Annotated in this window: 14 protein-coding genes; 8 read left to right on the top strand and 6 right to left on the bottom strand. The window is 72.5% G+C overall.

What is annotated here, in order from left to right; all coding sequences use genetic code 11:
- Positions 1-116 precede the first annotated feature (116 nt).
- Complete coding sequence (locus OHA84_RS20770) at positions 117-1,835, top strand: AMP-binding protein (RefSeq protein WP_266970313.1); 1,719 nt, start codon at positions 117-119, stop codon at positions 1,833-1,835.
- A gap of 298 nt (positions 1,836-2,133) precedes the next feature.
- Here the strand turns inward: OHA84_RS20770 and OHA84_RS20765 are convergent, their stop codons facing one another.
- Positions 2,134-2,652: an EF-hand domain-containing protein gene (locus OHA84_RS20765; RefSeq protein ID WP_053680984.1), complete on the bottom strand. Its 519-nt coding sequence runs from the start codon at positions 2,650-2,652 to the stop codon at positions 2,134-2,136.
- Positions 2,653-2,988: 336 nt separating this feature from the next.
- Between OHA84_RS20765 and OHA84_RS20760 the strand changes: the two genes are divergently transcribed.
- Both OHA84_RS20760 and OHA84_RS20755 read left to right on the top strand, forming a co-directional pair.
- Entirely contained in the window at positions 2,989-3,567 is a 579-nt protein-coding gene (locus OHA84_RS20760; RefSeq protein WP_053680986.1) for a sigma-70 family RNA polymerase sigma factor, read from the top strand.
- A complete protein-coding gene (locus OHA84_RS20755; RefSeq protein WP_266970314.1) occupies positions 3,564-4,991 on the top strand; it encodes a maleylpyruvate isomerase N-terminal domain-containing protein in 1,428 nt (475 codons plus the stop codon). Before OHA84_RS20760 ends, OHA84_RS20755 begins: the two co-directional genes overlap by 4 nt.
- 230 nt (positions 4,992-5,221) lie before the next feature.
- Here OHA84_RS20755 and purU read toward each other — a convergent pair whose 3' ends face one another.
- Complete coding sequence (gene purU, locus OHA84_RS20750; RefSeq protein ID WP_053680988.1) at positions 5,222-6,094, bottom strand: formyltetrahydrofolate deformylase; 873 nt, start codon at positions 6,092-6,094, stop codon at positions 5,222-5,224.
- A gap of 14 nt (positions 6,095-6,108) precedes the next feature.
- A complete protein-coding gene (locus OHA84_RS20745) occupies positions 6,109-6,555 on the bottom strand; it encodes a hypothetical protein (RefSeq protein ID WP_053680990.1) in 447 nt (148 codons plus the stop codon).
- A 198-nt stretch (positions 6,556-6,753) separates the two neighbouring features.
- Between OHA84_RS20745 and OHA84_RS20740 the strand changes: the two genes are divergently transcribed.
- Positions 6,754-8,028 (top strand): ABC transporter substrate-binding protein, encoded by a 1,275-nt coding sequence (locus tag OHA84_RS20740; protein WP_266970316.1) that lies wholly within the window; start codon positions 6,754-6,756, stop codon positions 8,026-8,028.
- A gap of 60 nt (positions 8,029-8,088) precedes the next feature.
- On the opposite strand, the gene OHA84_RS20735 is transcribed toward OHA84_RS20740, so the two are convergent.
- Together OHA84_RS20735 and OHA84_RS20730 are read right to left on the bottom strand one after the other, a co-directional pair.
- Positions 8,089-9,684 (bottom strand): hypothetical protein, encoded by a 1,596-nt coding sequence (locus OHA84_RS20735; protein ID WP_266970317.1) that lies wholly within the window; start codon positions 9,682-9,684, stop codon positions 8,089-8,091.
- A gap of 126 nt (positions 9,685-9,810) precedes the next feature.
- Positions 9,811-11,193 (bottom strand): hypothetical protein, encoded by a 1,383-nt coding sequence (locus tag OHA84_RS20730; RefSeq protein ID WP_053680996.1) that lies wholly within the window; start codon positions 11,191-11,193, stop codon positions 9,811-9,813.
- A 215-nt stretch (positions 11,194-11,408) separates the two neighbouring features.
- On the opposite strand from OHA84_RS20730, the gene OHA84_RS20725 reads away from it, so the two are divergent.
- The 4 genes from OHA84_RS20725 to OHA84_RS20710 all read left to right on the top strand — a co-directional run bounded on the left by OHA84_RS20725 (position 11,409) and on the right by OHA84_RS20710 (position 15,231).
- Complete coding sequence (locus tag OHA84_RS20725; RefSeq protein ID WP_266970319.1) at positions 11,409-12,086, top strand: bifunctional DNA primase/polymerase; 678 nt, start codon at positions 11,409-11,411, stop codon at positions 12,084-12,086.
- 114 nt (positions 12,087-12,200) lie between these two features.
- Positions 12,201-13,034: an ABC transporter ATP-binding protein gene (locus OHA84_RS20720; RefSeq protein WP_053680998.1), complete on the top strand. Its 834-nt coding sequence runs from the start codon at positions 12,201-12,203 to the stop codon at positions 13,032-13,034.
- Positions 13,031-14,674, top strand: coding sequence for a hypothetical protein (locus OHA84_RS20715; RefSeq protein ID WP_053681000.1), 1,644 nt, complete (start codon positions 13,031-13,033; stop codon positions 14,672-14,674). Before OHA84_RS20720 ends, OHA84_RS20715 begins: the two co-directional genes overlap by 4 nt.
- Positions 14,596-15,231, top strand: a complete 636-nt coding sequence (locus tag OHA84_RS20710; RefSeq protein ID WP_266970322.1) for a hypothetical protein — start codon at positions 14,596-14,598, stop codon at positions 15,229-15,231. The genes OHA84_RS20715 and OHA84_RS20710 overlap by 79 nt, the downstream gene beginning before the upstream one ends.
- Positions 15,232-15,249: 18 nt before the next feature.
- Here OHA84_RS20710 and OHA84_RS20705 read toward each other — a convergent pair whose 3' ends face one another.
- A complete protein-coding gene (locus tag OHA84_RS20705; protein WP_266949031.1) occupies positions 15,250-15,690 on the bottom strand; it encodes an ATP-binding protein in 441 nt (146 codons plus the stop codon).
- Positions 15,691-15,746 lie beyond the last annotated feature (56 nt).

Here is a 15,746-nt window from a genome sequence, read left to right as displayed (position 1 = left end):
CCCTATCTGATGGATCGTCAGAAACAAGCTAGCCCCGCCACCCCTGGACCGACAAGCGCCCGAGCCCTACGCTCTGCGCTGGATCTGACTAGCCGTCAGTTAAAGGGGGGTCCGGGATGACGGACACAGAAACGGGCACCGGCACGGGCACCGGTACGGGCCCGGGAACACGCTCCGACGCGGCCCCGGGCACGCACCCGGGCACGGGCACGGACGGCGGCACGGGCACGGGCACGGACGGCGGCAGGACCATCACGACCGGCGCGCCCCCGGCCGCCAACGCCACCGCCACCGCCACCGCCATCGAGCTCGCCCGCTCCCGGACCCTGTGGGAACTCGTCGACCGCCGGGCGGCCCTCACCCCCGACACCCCGGTCCTCATCGAGGCCGCCGAGGACCCCGCAGACGACCGTTCCCTCACCTTCGGCGCCCTCCGCGACCGCTCCGAGGAGGTGGCCGCCGGTCTGTACGCGAAGGGCGTGCGCGCGGGCACGGTCGTCGCCTGGCAGTTGCCCACCCGCATCGAGACCGTCCTGCTCTCGGTCGCCCTCGCCCGCCTCGGCGCCGTCCAGTCGCCGGTCATCCCCTTCTACCGCGACCGGGAGGTCGGCTTCGCGCTCCGGGAGTCGAAGGCGGAGTACTTCGCGGTCCCCGGCGTCTGGCGGGGCTTCGACCACACCGCGATGGCCGAACGGCTCGGCGCCCGCGGGATCTTCGAGGCCTACGACTCCCTCCCCGCGGGCGACCCCTCGACCCTCCCGCCGCCACCCGGGTCCGGAACCGACGTGCGCTGGATCTACTGGACCTCCGGCACCACCTCGGACCCCAAGGGCGTTCTGCACACCGACCGCTCGCTGATGGCGGGCGGCTCCTGCCTGGCCCACGCCCTGCACCTGACCCCGACCGACGTGGGTTCGATGGCGTTCCCGTTCGCCCACATCGCCGGCCCGGACTACACCGTCATGCTGCTGCTGTACGGGTTCCCGGCGGTCCTGTTCGAGAAGTTCGCGATGCCCGGCGCACTGGACGGGTACCGGCGCCACGGGGTCACCGTCGCGGGCGGCTCGACCGCCTTCTACTCCATGTTCCTCACGGAGCAGCGCAAGCGACCCGACCGCAGGCTCATCCCCACCATCCGCCTCCTGGCGGGCGGCGGCGCCCCCAAACCTCCGGAGATCTACCACGCGGTGGTGCGCGAACTCGGCTGCCAACTCACCCACGGCTACGGCATGACCGAGGTCCCCATGATCACCATGGGTTCGCCCGACGACACCCCCGACAACCTCGCGACCACCGAGGGCCGCCCCCCGTCGACGATGTCGATCCGCATCACCTCACCCGACGGGACGCCGCTCCCCGCGAACGAGGACGGCGAGGTCCGGTTGCGCGGCGAGGCCGTCTGCCAGGGCTACCTGGACCGCGAGCAGTCGGCCGACGCCTTCGACGCCGACGGCTACCTCGTCACCGGCGACCTGGGGCACCTCACCCCGGACGGCCACCTCGTGCTCACCGGGCGCAGCAAGGACGTCATCATCCGCAAGGGCGAGAACATCTCCGCGAAGGAGATCGAGGACCTCCTCCACGAACTCCCCGCCGTCGCGGACGTCGCCGTCATCGGGCTGCCGGACCCCGAGCGCGGTGAGCGCGTCTGCGCGGTGGTCGAACAACCCCCCGGCACGACCCCCCTGACGCTGGTGGACGTGACGGGCCATCTCCGCGCCCAGGGCCTCTCCCCCCACAAGCTCCCCGAGCAGTTGGAGGTGGTGGACGCGCTCCCCCGCAACGACGCCCTGCGCAAGGTCCTCAAGTACCGGCTCCGCGAGCGCTACTCCTGAGCGGACGCCGAACACGGCAGCCCGAGGCAGGGACGAGGGCGCGCGCGACGGACGCGCCCCGGCCCGGACGCGCCCCGCCCCGGGGCCGCCCTCACCGGGCGGGCCCGACGGCCCGGGGCCCGGAGACGCGGGGCCCGACGGCCCGGGGCCCGGTGACGCGGGGCCGAGGCACGCGGCCGAGGAAGCGGCCGCGGAGAGCCGGGGCCCGGAGACGCGGAGCCGAAGGCAGCCGTCCGGTGACGCGGTCCCGAGAGCCGACGTCCGGTGGCACGGGTCCGGGGTCCGGTCAGGCGCCCGGTCAGGCGTCCGGGGCCTCCACGCCGCAGTAGCCCGCGAAGGCCGCCAGGATCTCGTCCTCGGAGATGCGGCCGTCACCATCAGCGTCCAGCGCCTCGGCGACCGTCCCGGCCACCTCGACGGGGGTGCCGAGCACGCTCAGCACACGGGCCGCGGCGGCCGGGGTGGCGCCGCCGCCGTCCTCGTCGGCCACCGCGATCACCGCCCGCAGGAACGGTCGGGCGATCTCCGCGAACCGGTGTGGGTTGTCCCGCAGCCGCTTCGCCGCGCCCGTCACGAACTCCTCGCGGGAGACCCGCTGGTCCCCGTCGACGTCCGCGATGCCGGCCATGCCCTGCCAGAACGCCTCGGCTCCGCCGAAGATCGCCTGGCCCTTGTCCGAGCGTGCCGTCGTACCGAATTCGGCCAGCACGGCCTTCGCGGCCGCGCTGAAGTCCTCGCGGTCGATATAGCCGGACCCGTCCTGGTCGAAGGTGGCGAATCGGGCGGCGATCTTGCGCTCGTATTCTGCGCTGTCCATATTCGGCGTTCCGCCTTCACATGTGCGATGGGGTGCAGTTGAGGTGCAGTTCAAGACAAGGCAGGAGCGTAAGGCCTCCGTGGCCTGCGCGTTAAGCGAAGCGGTCAAGGAGGTGGCCGCATCGAACCCGCGCACGGGGAGCGCGGCGGGGCGCGCATGTGTGTGCCAATCGGCGTGCCCTTACGGGTGTCACGTACCGGAGTCACTTTTCGCCGACGACCACGAGCGACGGGCCTATCACGCAGGGCACTCCCACGAGACCCGCTTCCCCCAAAAGAGGCGCACACCCCCATGTGCCCACTACATTCGATGAGTCGACACACGGCTGGGGGCAGTATGCCGAAGGACGTACCACCGCGCTGGGACCGCCGCATGCAGCAACGACTCGCCCGGGGCGAGGCCGCGGCGCTCGGCGAGCTCTACGACCGGTTCGCCTCGCTGGTCCACGGCCTGGCCCACCGCGTCCTGGGCGACGAGACGGGCGCGGACCGGATCACCCGCGAGGTGTTCGGCTACATCTGGGAGAACCCGGACGCCTACGACCCCAAGCAGGGCTCCATGCGTTCCTGGGTCGCCCGCGTCACCCAGCGCCAGGCCGTGGATCGGCTGCGCCAGGCCGAACTGGGCCGCGGATCCCGTGAGGAACTGGAGCAGAAGGTGCGCACCGCCAACGCCGCCGCCCGCGCGGACTACATCGTCACCTCCATGCCCGCTTCCCTGCGAGCCGCCCTGGAACTCGCGTACTTCAAACGCCGCGACTACCGGCAGGCCGCCGCCGACCTGCAGATCAGCGAGGACGAGGCGCGCCGCCGGTTGCGGCTCGGGCTGCAACTGCTGTCGACCGCCAACGTCCTCCCCCGGGAAGGCGCCTCACCGCCCGGATACGGCCCGCCCGGATATGGAACGCCCCGATGACCGGTCCCGCCGAAGAGTTCCCCGAAGACTTTCCCGACGGCTACCAGCGGCCCGTGAGCGGTTCCGCGTGGATACCCGGCCCCCGCGGGCCCGCCGACGACCTCGATCCGCGGCACGCGCCGGACCCGTTGCCCCGGGAGTCGCCCGAACCCGCACCGGACCGGACGCCGCCGCCGGCGCGCGAGCCGTCCCGGCTCCCGCTGCCCGAGCAGTCGCCACCGTCGGAGCCCTCGGCGGACCCCTCGGCGGACCCGTCGTCGGAACCACCGCCGCCCGAGCCGTCGGCCGAACCCTCGGCCGAGGACCTCGCGGTGCCCGGCCCGCCGCCCACGCACGCCCTGCTGAAATCCCTGCTCGGCGCCTGGGCGCTGGCCGCCTGCTCGGCCGAGGAGACCCGGGCCGTGGAGGACCACCTCACCGAGTGCGCGCCCTGCGCCGAGGAGGCCCTGAGGCTGCGGGACGCCGTGGGCCTGTTGCAGCCCGAGGAAACCCTGGACCTCAAGCCGCTGCTGCGGTCGCGGGTGTTGGAGGACTGCCTGGGCAGGCGCCCCGCCCGCATTCCGGTACCGACGTGGGCGACGCCGTACGACACCGAGACGGCACGGCTCGACGCGCTGCTGCGGGACTTCGGCGACGCGGAGTGGCACACCCCGGTGCGGCTCAAGTGGTTCGAGGAGGAGCGGCGCAAGACGCGCCGGACCACGGTCGCCGGGGTGATCGGGCACCTCCTGACGGTGGACGGGCTCGTTGCCGCGGCCCTCGGGCTGGACGACCCGCTGGGCCCGCAGGCACCACCGGGCGACCCGACGGATCGTACGGAGCACTTCTGGAACTCCCACCCCCACCCGACGACCCGCCAGGTCCGCGAGCCGTGGCGGGAACAGGGGCACACCCTGATCCGTACGGTCTCCTTCGCGGGCCGCGGCGTCGCCGAGCTGGCCGTGGACTACGGGCATTTCGCGCTGCCCCTCGCGGACGCCTTCCTGGAGCGGGCCTTCGAGTGCTGGGTGCACGCCTGGGACATCGCGGAGGCCGTCGACTATCCGTACGAGGCCCCGTCCGCACCGCACCTGCACCAGATGATCGACCTCGCGGCGCGCCTGCTGCCCGGCGCGCTGGCCGAGCGGCGCCGGGCCGGACTGGCGGCACCGGCACGCGGACTGGTCGCGGCGGGGGCGCCCGGTCGGACCCTGCACCTGGAGATCGAGGGAGCGGGCGGTGGCGGCTGGGACATCGCGCTGGACTCGCCGGCGGCGAAGCCGTCGGCGGAACACACCGTCGCGCACGTCGCCCTGGAGGGCACCGAGTTCTGCCAACTGGCCGCGGGCCACATCTCCCCGGAGGAGGCGGCCGCCGGACAACACGGCGACCGCGAGGCCATCCGCGACGTCCTCTTCGCGGCAGCCTCCCTCAGCCGCCTCTAGGCCCCGCCGGCGGTCCCGGCACCCTCAGCCTCGCCGGCGGTCTCGGCACACCCAGCCCCGCCGGGGTCCGGCACACCCAGCCCCGCCGGCGTTTGAGGCGCGGGGTCTGGGGCGGAGCCCCAGGTGACCCCGGCTCCGCCAAGCACCGGGCTCCGCCCGGACCCGCGCCTCAAACGCCGGCGAGGCTGAAATGGCCCGCCCGTAGTGCCCGCGCAGCGGAGCGGCAGGGGTCAGGCGAAGACGACCGTGCGGGTGCCGTTCAGGAGGACGCGGTGCTCGCTGTGCCACTTCACGGCCCGCGCCAGCGCCTGGCACTCCACGTCCCGACCGATGGCCACCAGCTGGTCCGGCGTGACCTCGTGGCCGACCCGCTCGACCTCCTGCTCGATGATCGGCCCCTCGTCGAGGTCGGCCGTCACGTAGTGCGCGGTCGCGCCGATCAGCTTCACGCCCCGGGCGTGCGCCTGGTGGTAGGGCTTGGCGCCCTTGAAGCTCGGCAGGAACGAGTGGTGGATGTTGATGATCCGCCCGCTCAGCTCCTTGCACAGGGTGTCCGACAGCACCTGCATGTACCGCGCGAGGACGACCAGGTCGACCCGCTCGGCGCGGACCAGTTCCAGCAGTTCCGCCTCGGCGGCGGCCTTCGTGTCCTTCGTCACGGGGATGTGCACGAACGGCACGTTGTACGAGCCGACCAGCTCGGCGAAGTCGGTGTGGTTCGACACGACGGCCGCGATCTCGACCGGCAGCGCCCCGATGCTGGACCGGAAGAGGAGGTCGTTGAGGCAGTGGCCGAACTTCGACACCATCAGGACGATCCGCATGCGCTCGTCGGAGCGGTGGATCTGCCAGTCCATCCGGAAGGAGTCCCCGATCGCGGTGAAGCTGGCCCGCAGCTTGTCCACCGTGACCGGCGAGTCCGCCGTGAAGTGCACCCGCATGAAAAAGAGACCGGTGTCACGGTCGCCGAACTGTCGGCTGTCCTCGATGTTGCATCCGGTCATGAACAGGTAGCTGGACACGGCGTGCACAATGCCCTGCTTGTCCGGGCAGGACAGGGTCAGGACGTACTGCTGGGGCTGCTGCTGCGGGTCTGCGCTCATGACCCGACAGCCTTTCACACCGCGCGGGTGAGGATCCTCAGCACGTCGAGCGACGTCGGCGGTACGTCGGGGTCGTCCGCGTCCGCCGCGGCGAGCCGTACGTGGGCCTCGCGGGCGGCGCGTACCGCCTCGGGCCAGGCGTGGTGTTCCAGGTACGTCGACACGGGCGCGTCCGGTCCGACCTGGTGCAGGATCCGCAGTACGCGGAGCACGGCGAGGTCCACGACGGCCGCCTCGGCGGAGTCGCGGAAGATCGTGCCGACGTACTTCTCGGCGGACCAGCTGTCGAGCCAGGTGTCCTCGACGAGCCGGTACACGGCATCGGTGACGTCGCCGTAGCCTTCGACGCCGGTCGACCAGACCTCCTCCTGGAAGGCCGGGTCGGAGAGCATGTGCAGCGCCGAGCGCACATTGGCGCGCCAGCGCCACCACGGCATGTCGTTGAGGGGCATGCCGCCCATGGTGGAGGAGCGGCCGCCGCGGCGGGAAGAGTTCTTCGAACCTTGGGCGAATGTCACGCTTTCGATCGTACGTTCCCCCCACCTGCGATCTTGAGGCGCCCGGGCGTGCGAGGATGCCCCGGCAATTCACCCGGGCGTCACCGAATGTTGTGTACACCTCACTCTCCAGTTCCCCGTGGGGCGGAATGGTGCGTGGACATGACCAATCGGCGACGCACGGCGACCCTCACCCGCACCTTCCTGGCCACGGCGATGGGCGCGTGTCTCGTCGCGGGCTGCGGGACGCCCCCCGGGGACGCGGGGGAATCCGGGGGCGCCCTCACGGTCATGACGTTCGCCCCGATGGGCACCAAAGCCACCAACATGCCGGGAATGCCCGGCATGGCCAAGGCGTACGAACGCTGGGTGAACGCCAAGGGCGGCATCAACGGCCACAAGCTGCGCGTCCTGACCTGCAACGAGAAGAACACCCCCACCGGCGCCGCCGACTGCGCGCGCGAGGCCATCGCCGAGAAGGCCGTCGCGGTCGTCGGCTCGTACAGCCAGCACGGCCGCGCCTACATGGCCCCCCTGGAGGCCGAGGGCATCCCCTTCATCGGCGGGTACGGGGTCTCCTCCGAGGAGTTCCAGAGCCCCCTGTCCTACCCCGTCAACGGCGGTCAGCCCGTCCTCCTCGCCGGCGCCGGCCACCAACTGGGCCGCGCCTGCTCCAAGGTGTCCCTGGTCCGCCCCGACACCCTCGCCGGCGACGCCCTGCCGGTACTGCTCAACGCCGGCCTCAAGGCCAACAACGTGCCCGAGGCCGCCGACATCCGGGCCGCCGAGGACTCCGCCGACTTCGCCCCGCAGGCCCGGGAGGCGCTCGCCAACGTCTCCACCGGCAAGGACCGCAGTTGCGTCGCGGCCGTGCTCGGCGAGCGCACCGAGACCTTCTTCGACGCCTTCCGCCGCTCCGACGGCCGGCACGCGAAGGCGCAGATCTCCTCCGTGCTCGGCAGCGTCAGCCAGTCCCTGGTGGACCGCACCGGCGGCAAGGACAGCCCCTTCGAGGGCGCCTACCTGACCAGTTGGTACCCGGTGTCCACCGACCCGCTGTGGGAGCCCATGCGCAAGGTCATCTCCGAGCAGGCCTTCGGCGACGACACCCTCGACCCCGACGACAGCGGAGCGCAGACCACCTGGATCGCCTACTCCGTGCTGAACGAGATGGTGCGGCGCCTGGACCGGGGCGAGGACGTCACCGCGCGCCGGCTCACCCGCGCCCTCAACCAGGCCGAGAGCGTCAAGACCGGCGGCCTCACCCCCGACCTGAGCTGGCGCTACCAGGACCTGCGCGCCGTCGCCGGTTTCCCCCGGATCTCGAACGGCCGGGTCACCTTCCAGATCGTCCGGTCGGGGCGACTCGTCGCCCAGCCCGGCGAACAGACCCTGGACATGACCTCGACGCTGGAGCAGGCCCCCCGCGCGACCTGATCCCGGCGGTTCGCCCGTACCCGTACGCGCTCTCCGGCGTGCGCGTACGGGCGGCCCGGATCAGAGCTGCGACTTGTCCCGCTTGGTGAGCTCGTACTTGCCCGCGATCGAGTTCCACATGGCCGCGGCCGACTGCTTGGCCTTCGTCGCCTCGCCGCTCGACGCGTTGCCCTTGCCGGCGTTGGCGGTGGTCTTGGCCTTGCCGTCCTTGCAGTTGCCCTTGTCGTGGTCCACGTCGTCCGCCCAGGCCGCGTAGCTGTTGTCGGCCTCCGCCGACGCGTTCCAGGCCTTGGTGAGGGAGGCGGCGAGCCTCGCGTGGTTCGGCAACTTGTCCATCTTGAGGTCCTGGAGCTTGGTCACCAACTGCTCGCGCTGGAGGGCCGCGGCGCGCAGGTCGCCGGCAGCCTGTCCGAGGTTGGCGCAGCCCTTGATGTCCTCGACGGCCTTGATCACGGCGGCCCTGCTGTCGTTGCTCTCGGCGAGCAGCTTGTCGAGCTGTACGGCCTGGGGGCGGGCCGGGTCGACCGGAGCCTCCCCGACCGCCGCGGCCGACCCTCCGGTACCGGTCGGGGCGGCGGGCTCCGCGCCCGGGTCCGTGTTCTGCGCCTTGCCGTCCGACAACAGCGCGCCGACGCCGAGTCCGACCACCACGAGGCCCGTGATCACGGCGGCGATCACCGCCGGCGACACCTTGCGACCGGCCGGCGGCGGCGGGGGCGGCGGGGCGTGCTGGGCGTGAGGCTGCTGCTGGTACTGCGGCGGCATCGGGCGGCCGGGACCCTGGGGGCCCTGCCCGCGCGGCGGACGGGGCCGGGGCGGCTGCTGTCGCAGCACCGGCTCCTGGATCGGCGGCAGGTGCTGCGTGTGCCCGGCGGTCCCGTCGTCACCGCGGAACAGCCCGTCGAAGCCCTCGGCGGCGTTGGGCCCCGGCCCGGGCGGGACGGGCGGGATGAACTGGGTGGCGGCCTCGGCGTGCGCGGGCGTGCCCGGGCCCGAGGGGACCGGCGGTATGTACTGGGTCGCGTCCTCACCGGCACCGGCACCCTGCCCCGGACCGGAACCCGGACCCGAGGGAACGGGCTGGATGAACTGCGTCGCGGCCTCGGCGTGCGCCGGCGTACCCGGACCGGAGGGGACCGGCGGTATGTACTGCGTCGCGTCCTCACCGGCACCGGGACCCTGCCCCGGACCGGAACCCGGACCGGAGGGGACGGGCTGGATGTACTGCGTCGCGGCCTCGTGCAGCGGCGGCGGGTAGCCGTAGCCGGGCTCGCCGGCCCGCTGCGCCGGGTCCTCCTGCGGCGGGTACCCGTAGGCGGGCCCGGGCTGCTGCTGCTCGTACTGCTGCGGGTACGGCTCCTGCCGCGAGTACTGCTCCTGCCGCTGGTACGGCTCCTGCTGCCCGTACTGCTGCCCCTGCGGGTAGCCCTGGTACTCCTGGGCCGGGGCCTGCTGGTAGCCCTGGTGGTCCTGGTACTGCTGCTGGGGCGCCGGCGGCTGCTGGGGCTGCTGCGGGGACTCCTGTCCCCGCACCGGCTCCGGGTCCTGGAGCGCGTAGTCGTCCTGTTCCCGGTACTCCGGCTGCTCCGGATATGCCGGATCCGGACCCCACGGCGCCCCTGACCGGGGGGCGCCCCCTCGTCCGTTCTGCGTCACCGGGAGACTCCTTCTCCGACTTGTCCGAACCTACGGAACCGTCGGGTCACGCTACCCGGTCATCCGCCGTCACCGGCAGGCCCACCCGAACCTTCCACTTCACCCACCCCGCCCGGGGCCGGTCCCTCAGGCGGGTTGCACCGCGGGCCGGGCCCCGAATTCCCGCACCGAGGCCTCGTCGCGGTACGGCTCCAGCCTCGTCCGGAAGTCCTCCAGGTACTCCATTCCGCGCCGCGACCGCAGCGACCCGAGGAGGTCGGCGGCCTTCGCCGCCGTCTGGCATGCCTGTTCCACCTCCCGCTGCTGGACCTGCGCCGCCGCCAGCAGCAGCATGCCGATGGCCCGGCGGCGGGCCTTGGTCTCCGGAAGGCCCCGCAACGCCTCCTCCGCCCGCCTGGCCGCCGCGTCTGCCTGCCCCAGGTCCCGGTGGCAGTGCGCCAGTTCGTCCGCGAGGTAGGACTGGTCGAAGTGGCGGATCCAGGAAGGGTCGTCGCCGGTCTCCGGCTCCGCCCGTTCCAGCGCCGTCACCGCCCTCCCGGACAGCACCGCCGTGGCCCGGGTGTCGCCCATCAGCGCGTGCCCGCGCGCCTCGGCCGCGTAGAACATGGACTCCACCCGCGGGGTGACCTGCCCCCGCGTGCCTTCCTGGGCGGCCCGCGCCAACTGCGAGATCTCCCGGGGATTGCCCAGCTCGGCCGCGAGGTGGCTCATCGAGGCGGCCAGCACGTACCCGCCGTACGCGCGGTCGCCCGCGGCCTGGGCGAGACGCAGCGCCTGGATGTAGTAGCGCTGGGCCAGGCCGGGCTGGCCGGTGTCCACCGCCATGTAGCCGGCGAGTTCCGTCAGCCGTGCCACCTCCGCGAACAGCGCCCGGCCGACCGGTTCCCGGTAGGAGCCGCCGATCAGCCCGGACACCACGGAGTTGAGGTAGTGCACGACGACGGGCCGCACGTGACCGCTGCCGAAGCGGTGGTCGAGTTCCTTGAGCGCCTCGGTGGTCGCCCGTACCGCGTCCACGTCGGACATCCCGACGCGCGAGCCGCCACTGCGTGCCACCTGCGGGTCGGCGCCGGTGATCAGCCAGTCGCGGCTCGGTTCGACGAGCGCGGACGCCGCCACGCTCGATCCGGAGAGGAAGTCGCGCCGGCCGACGTCACTGCGCCACAGCTCGCAGACCTGCTCGATGGCACCGATCACCGTCGGGGAGAACTGCAGGCCGACGCCGGAGGCGAGGTTCTTGCCGTTGGCCATGCCGATCTCGTCGATGGTGACGGTCCGGCCGAGTTTGCGCCCGAGCGCCTCGGCGATGATGCCGGGCGCCCGGCCGCGCGGTTGTTGGCCGCGCAGCCATCGGGCCACGGAGGTCTTGTCGTAGCGCAGATCGAGGCCGTGCTCGGCCCCGCACATGTTCACGCGCCGGGCGAGCCCGGCGTTGGAGCACCCGGCTTCCTGGATGAGCGCCTGCAACCGTTCGTTCGGTTGACGGGCGACGAGAGGCCTGGCTGCCATGAAAAACCCCCTGAAGCCGCGGGAGAGCGTAGGAATGATCACTTCCCGCCTGATGTGCGGAGAATCTTCCCCTCTGCGTTGCGTGGCTACCCGCGGACCGCGCCCCGACCTCCCACGCGCCCCCGCCCATGCACCGGTGCGCCCCGTATGCAGGATCGATGTTCCGTCCACGGGCCGGTTTACGCCCGTAACCCCAGGTGATCGCGAGAGTTGTGATGGGCGTGGAAGAGACCATCGGAGTCACGGAGACCGCACCCATCCCCAAGCAGCGCGGCAAGCAGCTGCTGGACCATGCCGTGCGGTACGCGGAAGAACGGCACTGGGATGTCTTCGCCGGCACCTGGTTGGAGGCGGCCGACGGCCGGGAGATCTGCTCCTGCGGAACCGCGGACTGCGCGGCGCCCGGCGCCCACCCGACGGTGAAGGACTGGGCCGCACAGGCCACCGGGAGCGCGGTGCAGGTCCGGCGGATCTGGGCGAAGCAGCCCGAGGCCTCGATCCTGATGCCGACGGGGCGCACGTTCGACGCGCTGGACGTCCCGGACTCCGCCGGCTTCCTGGCCCTGGCCCGACTGGAACGCATGCAGCGCACCCTCGGGCCGGTCGCCCTCACCCCCGACCACCGGATGCTCTTCTTCGTCCTGCCGGGCGCCGGCGTGAAGGTGCCGGAGCTCGTACGGAAGTCGGGCTGGTCGCCCGCCGCGATCGACCTGGCCGCCCGGGGCGAGGGCGAGTACGTGGCCGCGCCGCCCACCCGCTTCGGCGGCCGGGGCTCGGTGCAGTGGGCCCGCAAGCCCACGCCCGCCAACCGGTGGCTGCCGGACACCGAGGAACTGATCGACGCCCTCGCGTACGCGTGCGGCAGTCACGCCCGGGACCTGCGCACCGCCTGAGCGCACCGCGGAATTCTCCGAGAAGTTCATGACATAAGTAACTGCTGCCGCCTCTCCCCCTCCTCCTATGGTGAGGAACGTAGGACCACGGGGAACGGAACGAGAGGCACGCGCATGCCCGACCAGGCTGACGCCACGACGAGCAGGACGGACGGCGGGACGGGTGGCGTGCGATCCGCGCCGCACGCCGCCGTACGCATCGAGGGACTGTGGAAGCGGTTCGGCGAGCAGGTGGCCGTCTCCGGCATCGACCTGGAGATCCCGGCGGGCCGGTTCATCGGGCTCGTCGGACCCAACGGTGCGGGCAAGACCACCACCCTGTCGATGATCACGGGTCTGCTGCGCCCCGACGCGGGGCGTGTCCTCGTCGCGGGGCACGACGTCTGGGCCGACCCCGTCGAGGTGAAGTCGAGGATCGGCGTCCTGCCCGAGGGGCTGCGCCTGTTCGAGCGACTCTCCGGACGTGAACTCCTCGGCTACATGGGCCGGTTGCGCGGCCTGCCGGGCGAGGAGACCGACAAGCGGGCGACGCAGCTGCTCGACGTGCTGGACCTCGCGGGCTCCCAGCACAAACTGGTCGTGGACTACTCGACGGGCATGCGCAAGAAGATCGGCCTCGCGGCCGCGCTGCTGCACAACCCCGAAGTTCTCTTCCTGGACGAGCCGTTCGAGGGTGTGGACCCGGTGTCGGCGCAGACCATCCGCGGCGTGCTGGAGCGCTACACCGCGTCCGGCGCCACCGTGATCTTCTCCTCCCACGTGATGGAGCTGGTCGAGTCGCTGTGCGACTGGGTGGCCGTCATGGTCGCGGGCCGGATCCGCGCCGCGGGCCCGCTGGCCGACGTACGGGGCGACGCGCCGTCCCTCCAGAGCGCCTTCCTCGGGCTCGTCGGCGCCCAGGATCGCGCCTCCGGCGACTCCCTGGACTGGCTGGGCGGCGCCCGATGACCGCCACCGCCTCCGTCACCGCCCCCACCACCGCGGCGACCCACGCCGTCTCCCTGACCCCGCTGTTCGTGCGGCTCAAGCTGTCCCTGCTGAAGAACGGCCTGAAGGGCTCCTCGAAGCGCAAGGCCGTCTGGATCTCCAGCCTCGTCTTCGCGCTCGTCGTCGCGTTCTTCATGACGCTGGGCCTGTCCCTGCTGCACGGGCACACGCACGCCGGCACCGTCGTGGTGCTGCTCGCGGCGATCCTGGCGCTCGGCTGGGCCTTCATGCCGCTGTTCTTCCCGACCGGCGACGAGACCCTCGACCCGAGTCGGCTGGTCATGCTGCCGCTGCACCCGCGTCCGCTCGTACGGGCCCTGCTGGCCTCCTCGCTGGTGGGCATCGGCCCCCTGTTCACGCTCTGCCTGGCCATCGGCTCGGTGGTCGCCGTCGCGCGGGGCGCCGCGGGAGTGGCGGCCGCCGTGGTGGCCGTCCCGCTGCTGCTCCTCGGCTGCGTCGCGCTGGCCCGCGCGGTGGCCACGGCCAACGTGCGGCTCCTGTCCAGCCGCAAGGGACGCGACCTGGCCCTGCTCAGCGGCCTGTTGATCGCGATCGGCGCGCAGGTGGCGAACTTCGCGAGCCAGCGGCTGTTCCAGGCCGGCGGCCTGACGCAGTTGGAGCCGGCCGAGGCCGTGGTGCGCTGGCTGCCGCCGGCGACGGCGGTCGGCATGGTCGACTCGGTGAGCGACGGCGACTACGCGGTCGCCGCCGCCCAACTGGCCCTCACGCTCGTGGCCCTGGCCGCGCTGATCTGGTTCTGGGAGCGCAGCCTGACCAGGCTGATGGTGACCCCGGACGGCTCCACCATCGCGGCGGCCGAGCCGCACAAGGACCGCGGTGACCGCGGTGACGGCGGAGTCTGGGCCTTCCTGCCGGCGGGCCGCACGGGCGCGGTCATGCAGCGCAGCCTGCGCTACGCGATCCGCGACCCGAAGACCAAGGCGTCCTGGGCGTCGGCGCTGGCCATCGGCCTGATCGTGCCGGTCTTCAACGCCCTCCAGGGCACCGGCTCCGTGTACCTCTCCTGCTTCGGCGCGGGCATGCTCGGCGTCCAGATGTACAACCAGTTCGGTCAGGACACCTCGGCGTTCTGGATGGTCGCCCAGACCATCTCGTCCCCGCGTGACGCGTTCGTCGAACTCCGGGCCCGCGCCTACGCGCTGGCCTTGATCACCGTCCCGTACACGGTGCTGGTCACGGCCGTCACCGCCTGGCTGCTCGGCGACTGGAACGCGTTCCCGGCCGGTCTGGGCATGTGTCTGGCGCTGGTGGGTTCGATGATGTGCACGGGCTCGCTGGCCTCGGCGCACTTCGCGTACTCCATCCCGACGGACGGGGCCTTCAAGAACGTCGTCCCGGGCCAGGCCGGCCTGGCTTGGATGGGGATCTTCGGCGGCGTGCTGGTCTCGGCCGTGATCTGTGCGCCGATGATCGCCCTCACGATCTACCTCGGGGCGACGGACCAACAGTCCCTGACCTGGATCCTGCTGCCGCTGGGCATCGCCTGGGGCACCCTGACCACGTGGGCGGGCGTGCGCATCGCCGCCCCCGCGGTGTCCCGCAAGCTCCCGGAGATCCTCGTGGCGGTCAGCAAGGGCTGACGCGCCGCTCGACACTTCGAAGGCCCCGCCCGGCCCGCCGGACGGGGCCTTCGGCGTCCCCCGACGGAAACATCTGGACCGCGTACGGCGACGAGGGCATCTTCGGCAGCCACCCCGAGTCCCGGGGCGCCCTGGCGGGGTGGGGCCCCGACGGTCGCGCCCTCTGGTCACCTCGGCAACCCTTCCCCGAAGGGCCCGTCAACGGTTCCACGGCCGCCACGGACGGCGCGTACGTCTGGACGGCCTGGTACTGCCGCTCGGGCACCTACCTGACCCGGATCACCCCCGCCACGGGCGAGACGAGGAGTTGGCCCACTCCCCTGCGGAGGGTGGACGGCCTCGCCGTGCGCGGCGACCGGGCCGTGCTGACCTCGCGGGAACACGACCGGCCGTGGACCGAGGTCGTACGGATCGAGCTGCGCGACAACGGGACGTGTGCGGTGACCGGTCGGGACCGGCAGCGGCTGCCCGGCCACGTGGTCATGCACTGCGGGCAGGGCCGGGACGGCACGCTGGTGCTGCGCGCCGGTGACACGTGGGTCCGCATCGAGGCCTGACCTGCCGCGACCTCCTCCCTAGGGTCCGCACTCGACCCAGAGCAGCTTGCCGCGGTGCGCGCCGTCGAGCCGGTACGCGCCGTAGCGCTCCGCGCAGAGCCGTACGAGGAGCAGCCCGCGCCCGTCCTCGGCGTCGGTGTCGTCGGTGTCCTCGGCGTCGGGGCCGGGCGGGGCGGGCGCCTTCGTGAAGGGCGCCGGGATGGCCGGGTTGGTGTCCCAGACGCCGACCCGGACCCGCTCGGGGGCCATCGCGCGGACCCGCAGCGCGCAGGGACCGCGGGAGTGCCGGTAGGCGTTGGAGACCAGCTCGCTGGTCAACAGCTCGGCGGTGTCGGTCAGCCGCGCCATCCCGTGGCCCCGCAGCACGGCGCGCAGGGTACTGCGGGCGATGCCGGCGGCCCGCGGATCGTGGGGAAGACGGAGGGTGTAGGCCCAGGACGGAGTTACGGTTGCGTCCATGGAAGTCTCCGATCGAGGAGGAGAGTTGGACCGTGTACATGCGGTGCCCGGTGACC

Source organism: Streptomyces sp. NBC_00513 (assembly GCF_041431415.1).
GTDB lineage: Bacteria > Actinomycetota > Actinomycetes > Streptomycetales > Streptomycetaceae > Streptomyces.
The sequence above is the reverse complement of the archived record's forward strand: the minus strand, read 5'-3'. Positions and strand labels throughout refer to the sequence as shown.

Bases quoted from the DNA above. Each gene is read 5' to 3' on its own strand.
- OHA84_RS20770 (WP_266970313.1), top strand. From the start codon at position 117: ATGACGGACACAGAAACGGGCACCGGCACGGGCACCGGTACGGGCCCG.
- OHA84_RS20765 (WP_053680984.1), bottom strand. From the start codon at position 2,652: ATGGACAGCGCAGAATACGAGCGCAAGATCGCCGCCCGATTCGCCACC.
- OHA84_RS20760 (WP_053680986.1), top strand. From the start codon at position 2,989: ATGCCGAAGGACGTACCACCGCGCTGGGACCGCCGCATGCAGCAACGA.
- OHA84_RS20705 (WP_266949031.1), bottom strand. From the start codon at position 15,690: ATGGACGCAACCGTAACTCCGTCCTGGGCCTACACCCTCCGTCTTCCC.
- purU (WP_053680988.1), bottom strand. From the start codon at position 6,094: ATGAGCGCAGACCCGCAGCAGCAGCCCCAGCAGTACGTCCTGACCCTG.
- OHA84_RS20740 (WP_266970316.1), top strand. From the start codon at position 6,754: ATGACCAATCGGCGACGCACGGCGACCCTCACCCGCACCTTCCTGGCC.
- OHA84_RS20725 (WP_266970319.1), top strand. From the start codon at position 11,409: ATGGGCGTGGAAGAGACCATCGGAGTCACGGAGACCGCACCCATCCCC.
- OHA84_RS20755 (WP_266970314.1), top strand. From the start codon at position 3,564: ATGACCGGTCCCGCCGAAGAGTTCCCCGAAGACTTTCCCGACGGCTAC.
- OHA84_RS20715 (WP_053681000.1), top strand. From the start codon at position 13,031: ATGACCGCCACCGCCTCCGTCACCGCCCCCACCACCGCGGCGACCCAC.
- OHA84_RS20730 (WP_053680996.1), bottom strand. From the start codon at position 11,193: ATGGCAGCCAGGCCTCTCGTCGCCCGTCAACCGAACGAACGGTTGCAG.
- OHA84_RS20720 (WP_053680998.1), top strand. From the start codon at position 12,201: ATGCCCGACCAGGCTGACGCCACGACGAGCAGGACGGACGGCGGGACG.
- OHA84_RS20745 (WP_053680990.1), bottom strand. From the start codon at position 6,555: ATGGGCGGCATGCCCCTCAACGACATGCCGTGGTGGCGCTGGCGCGCC.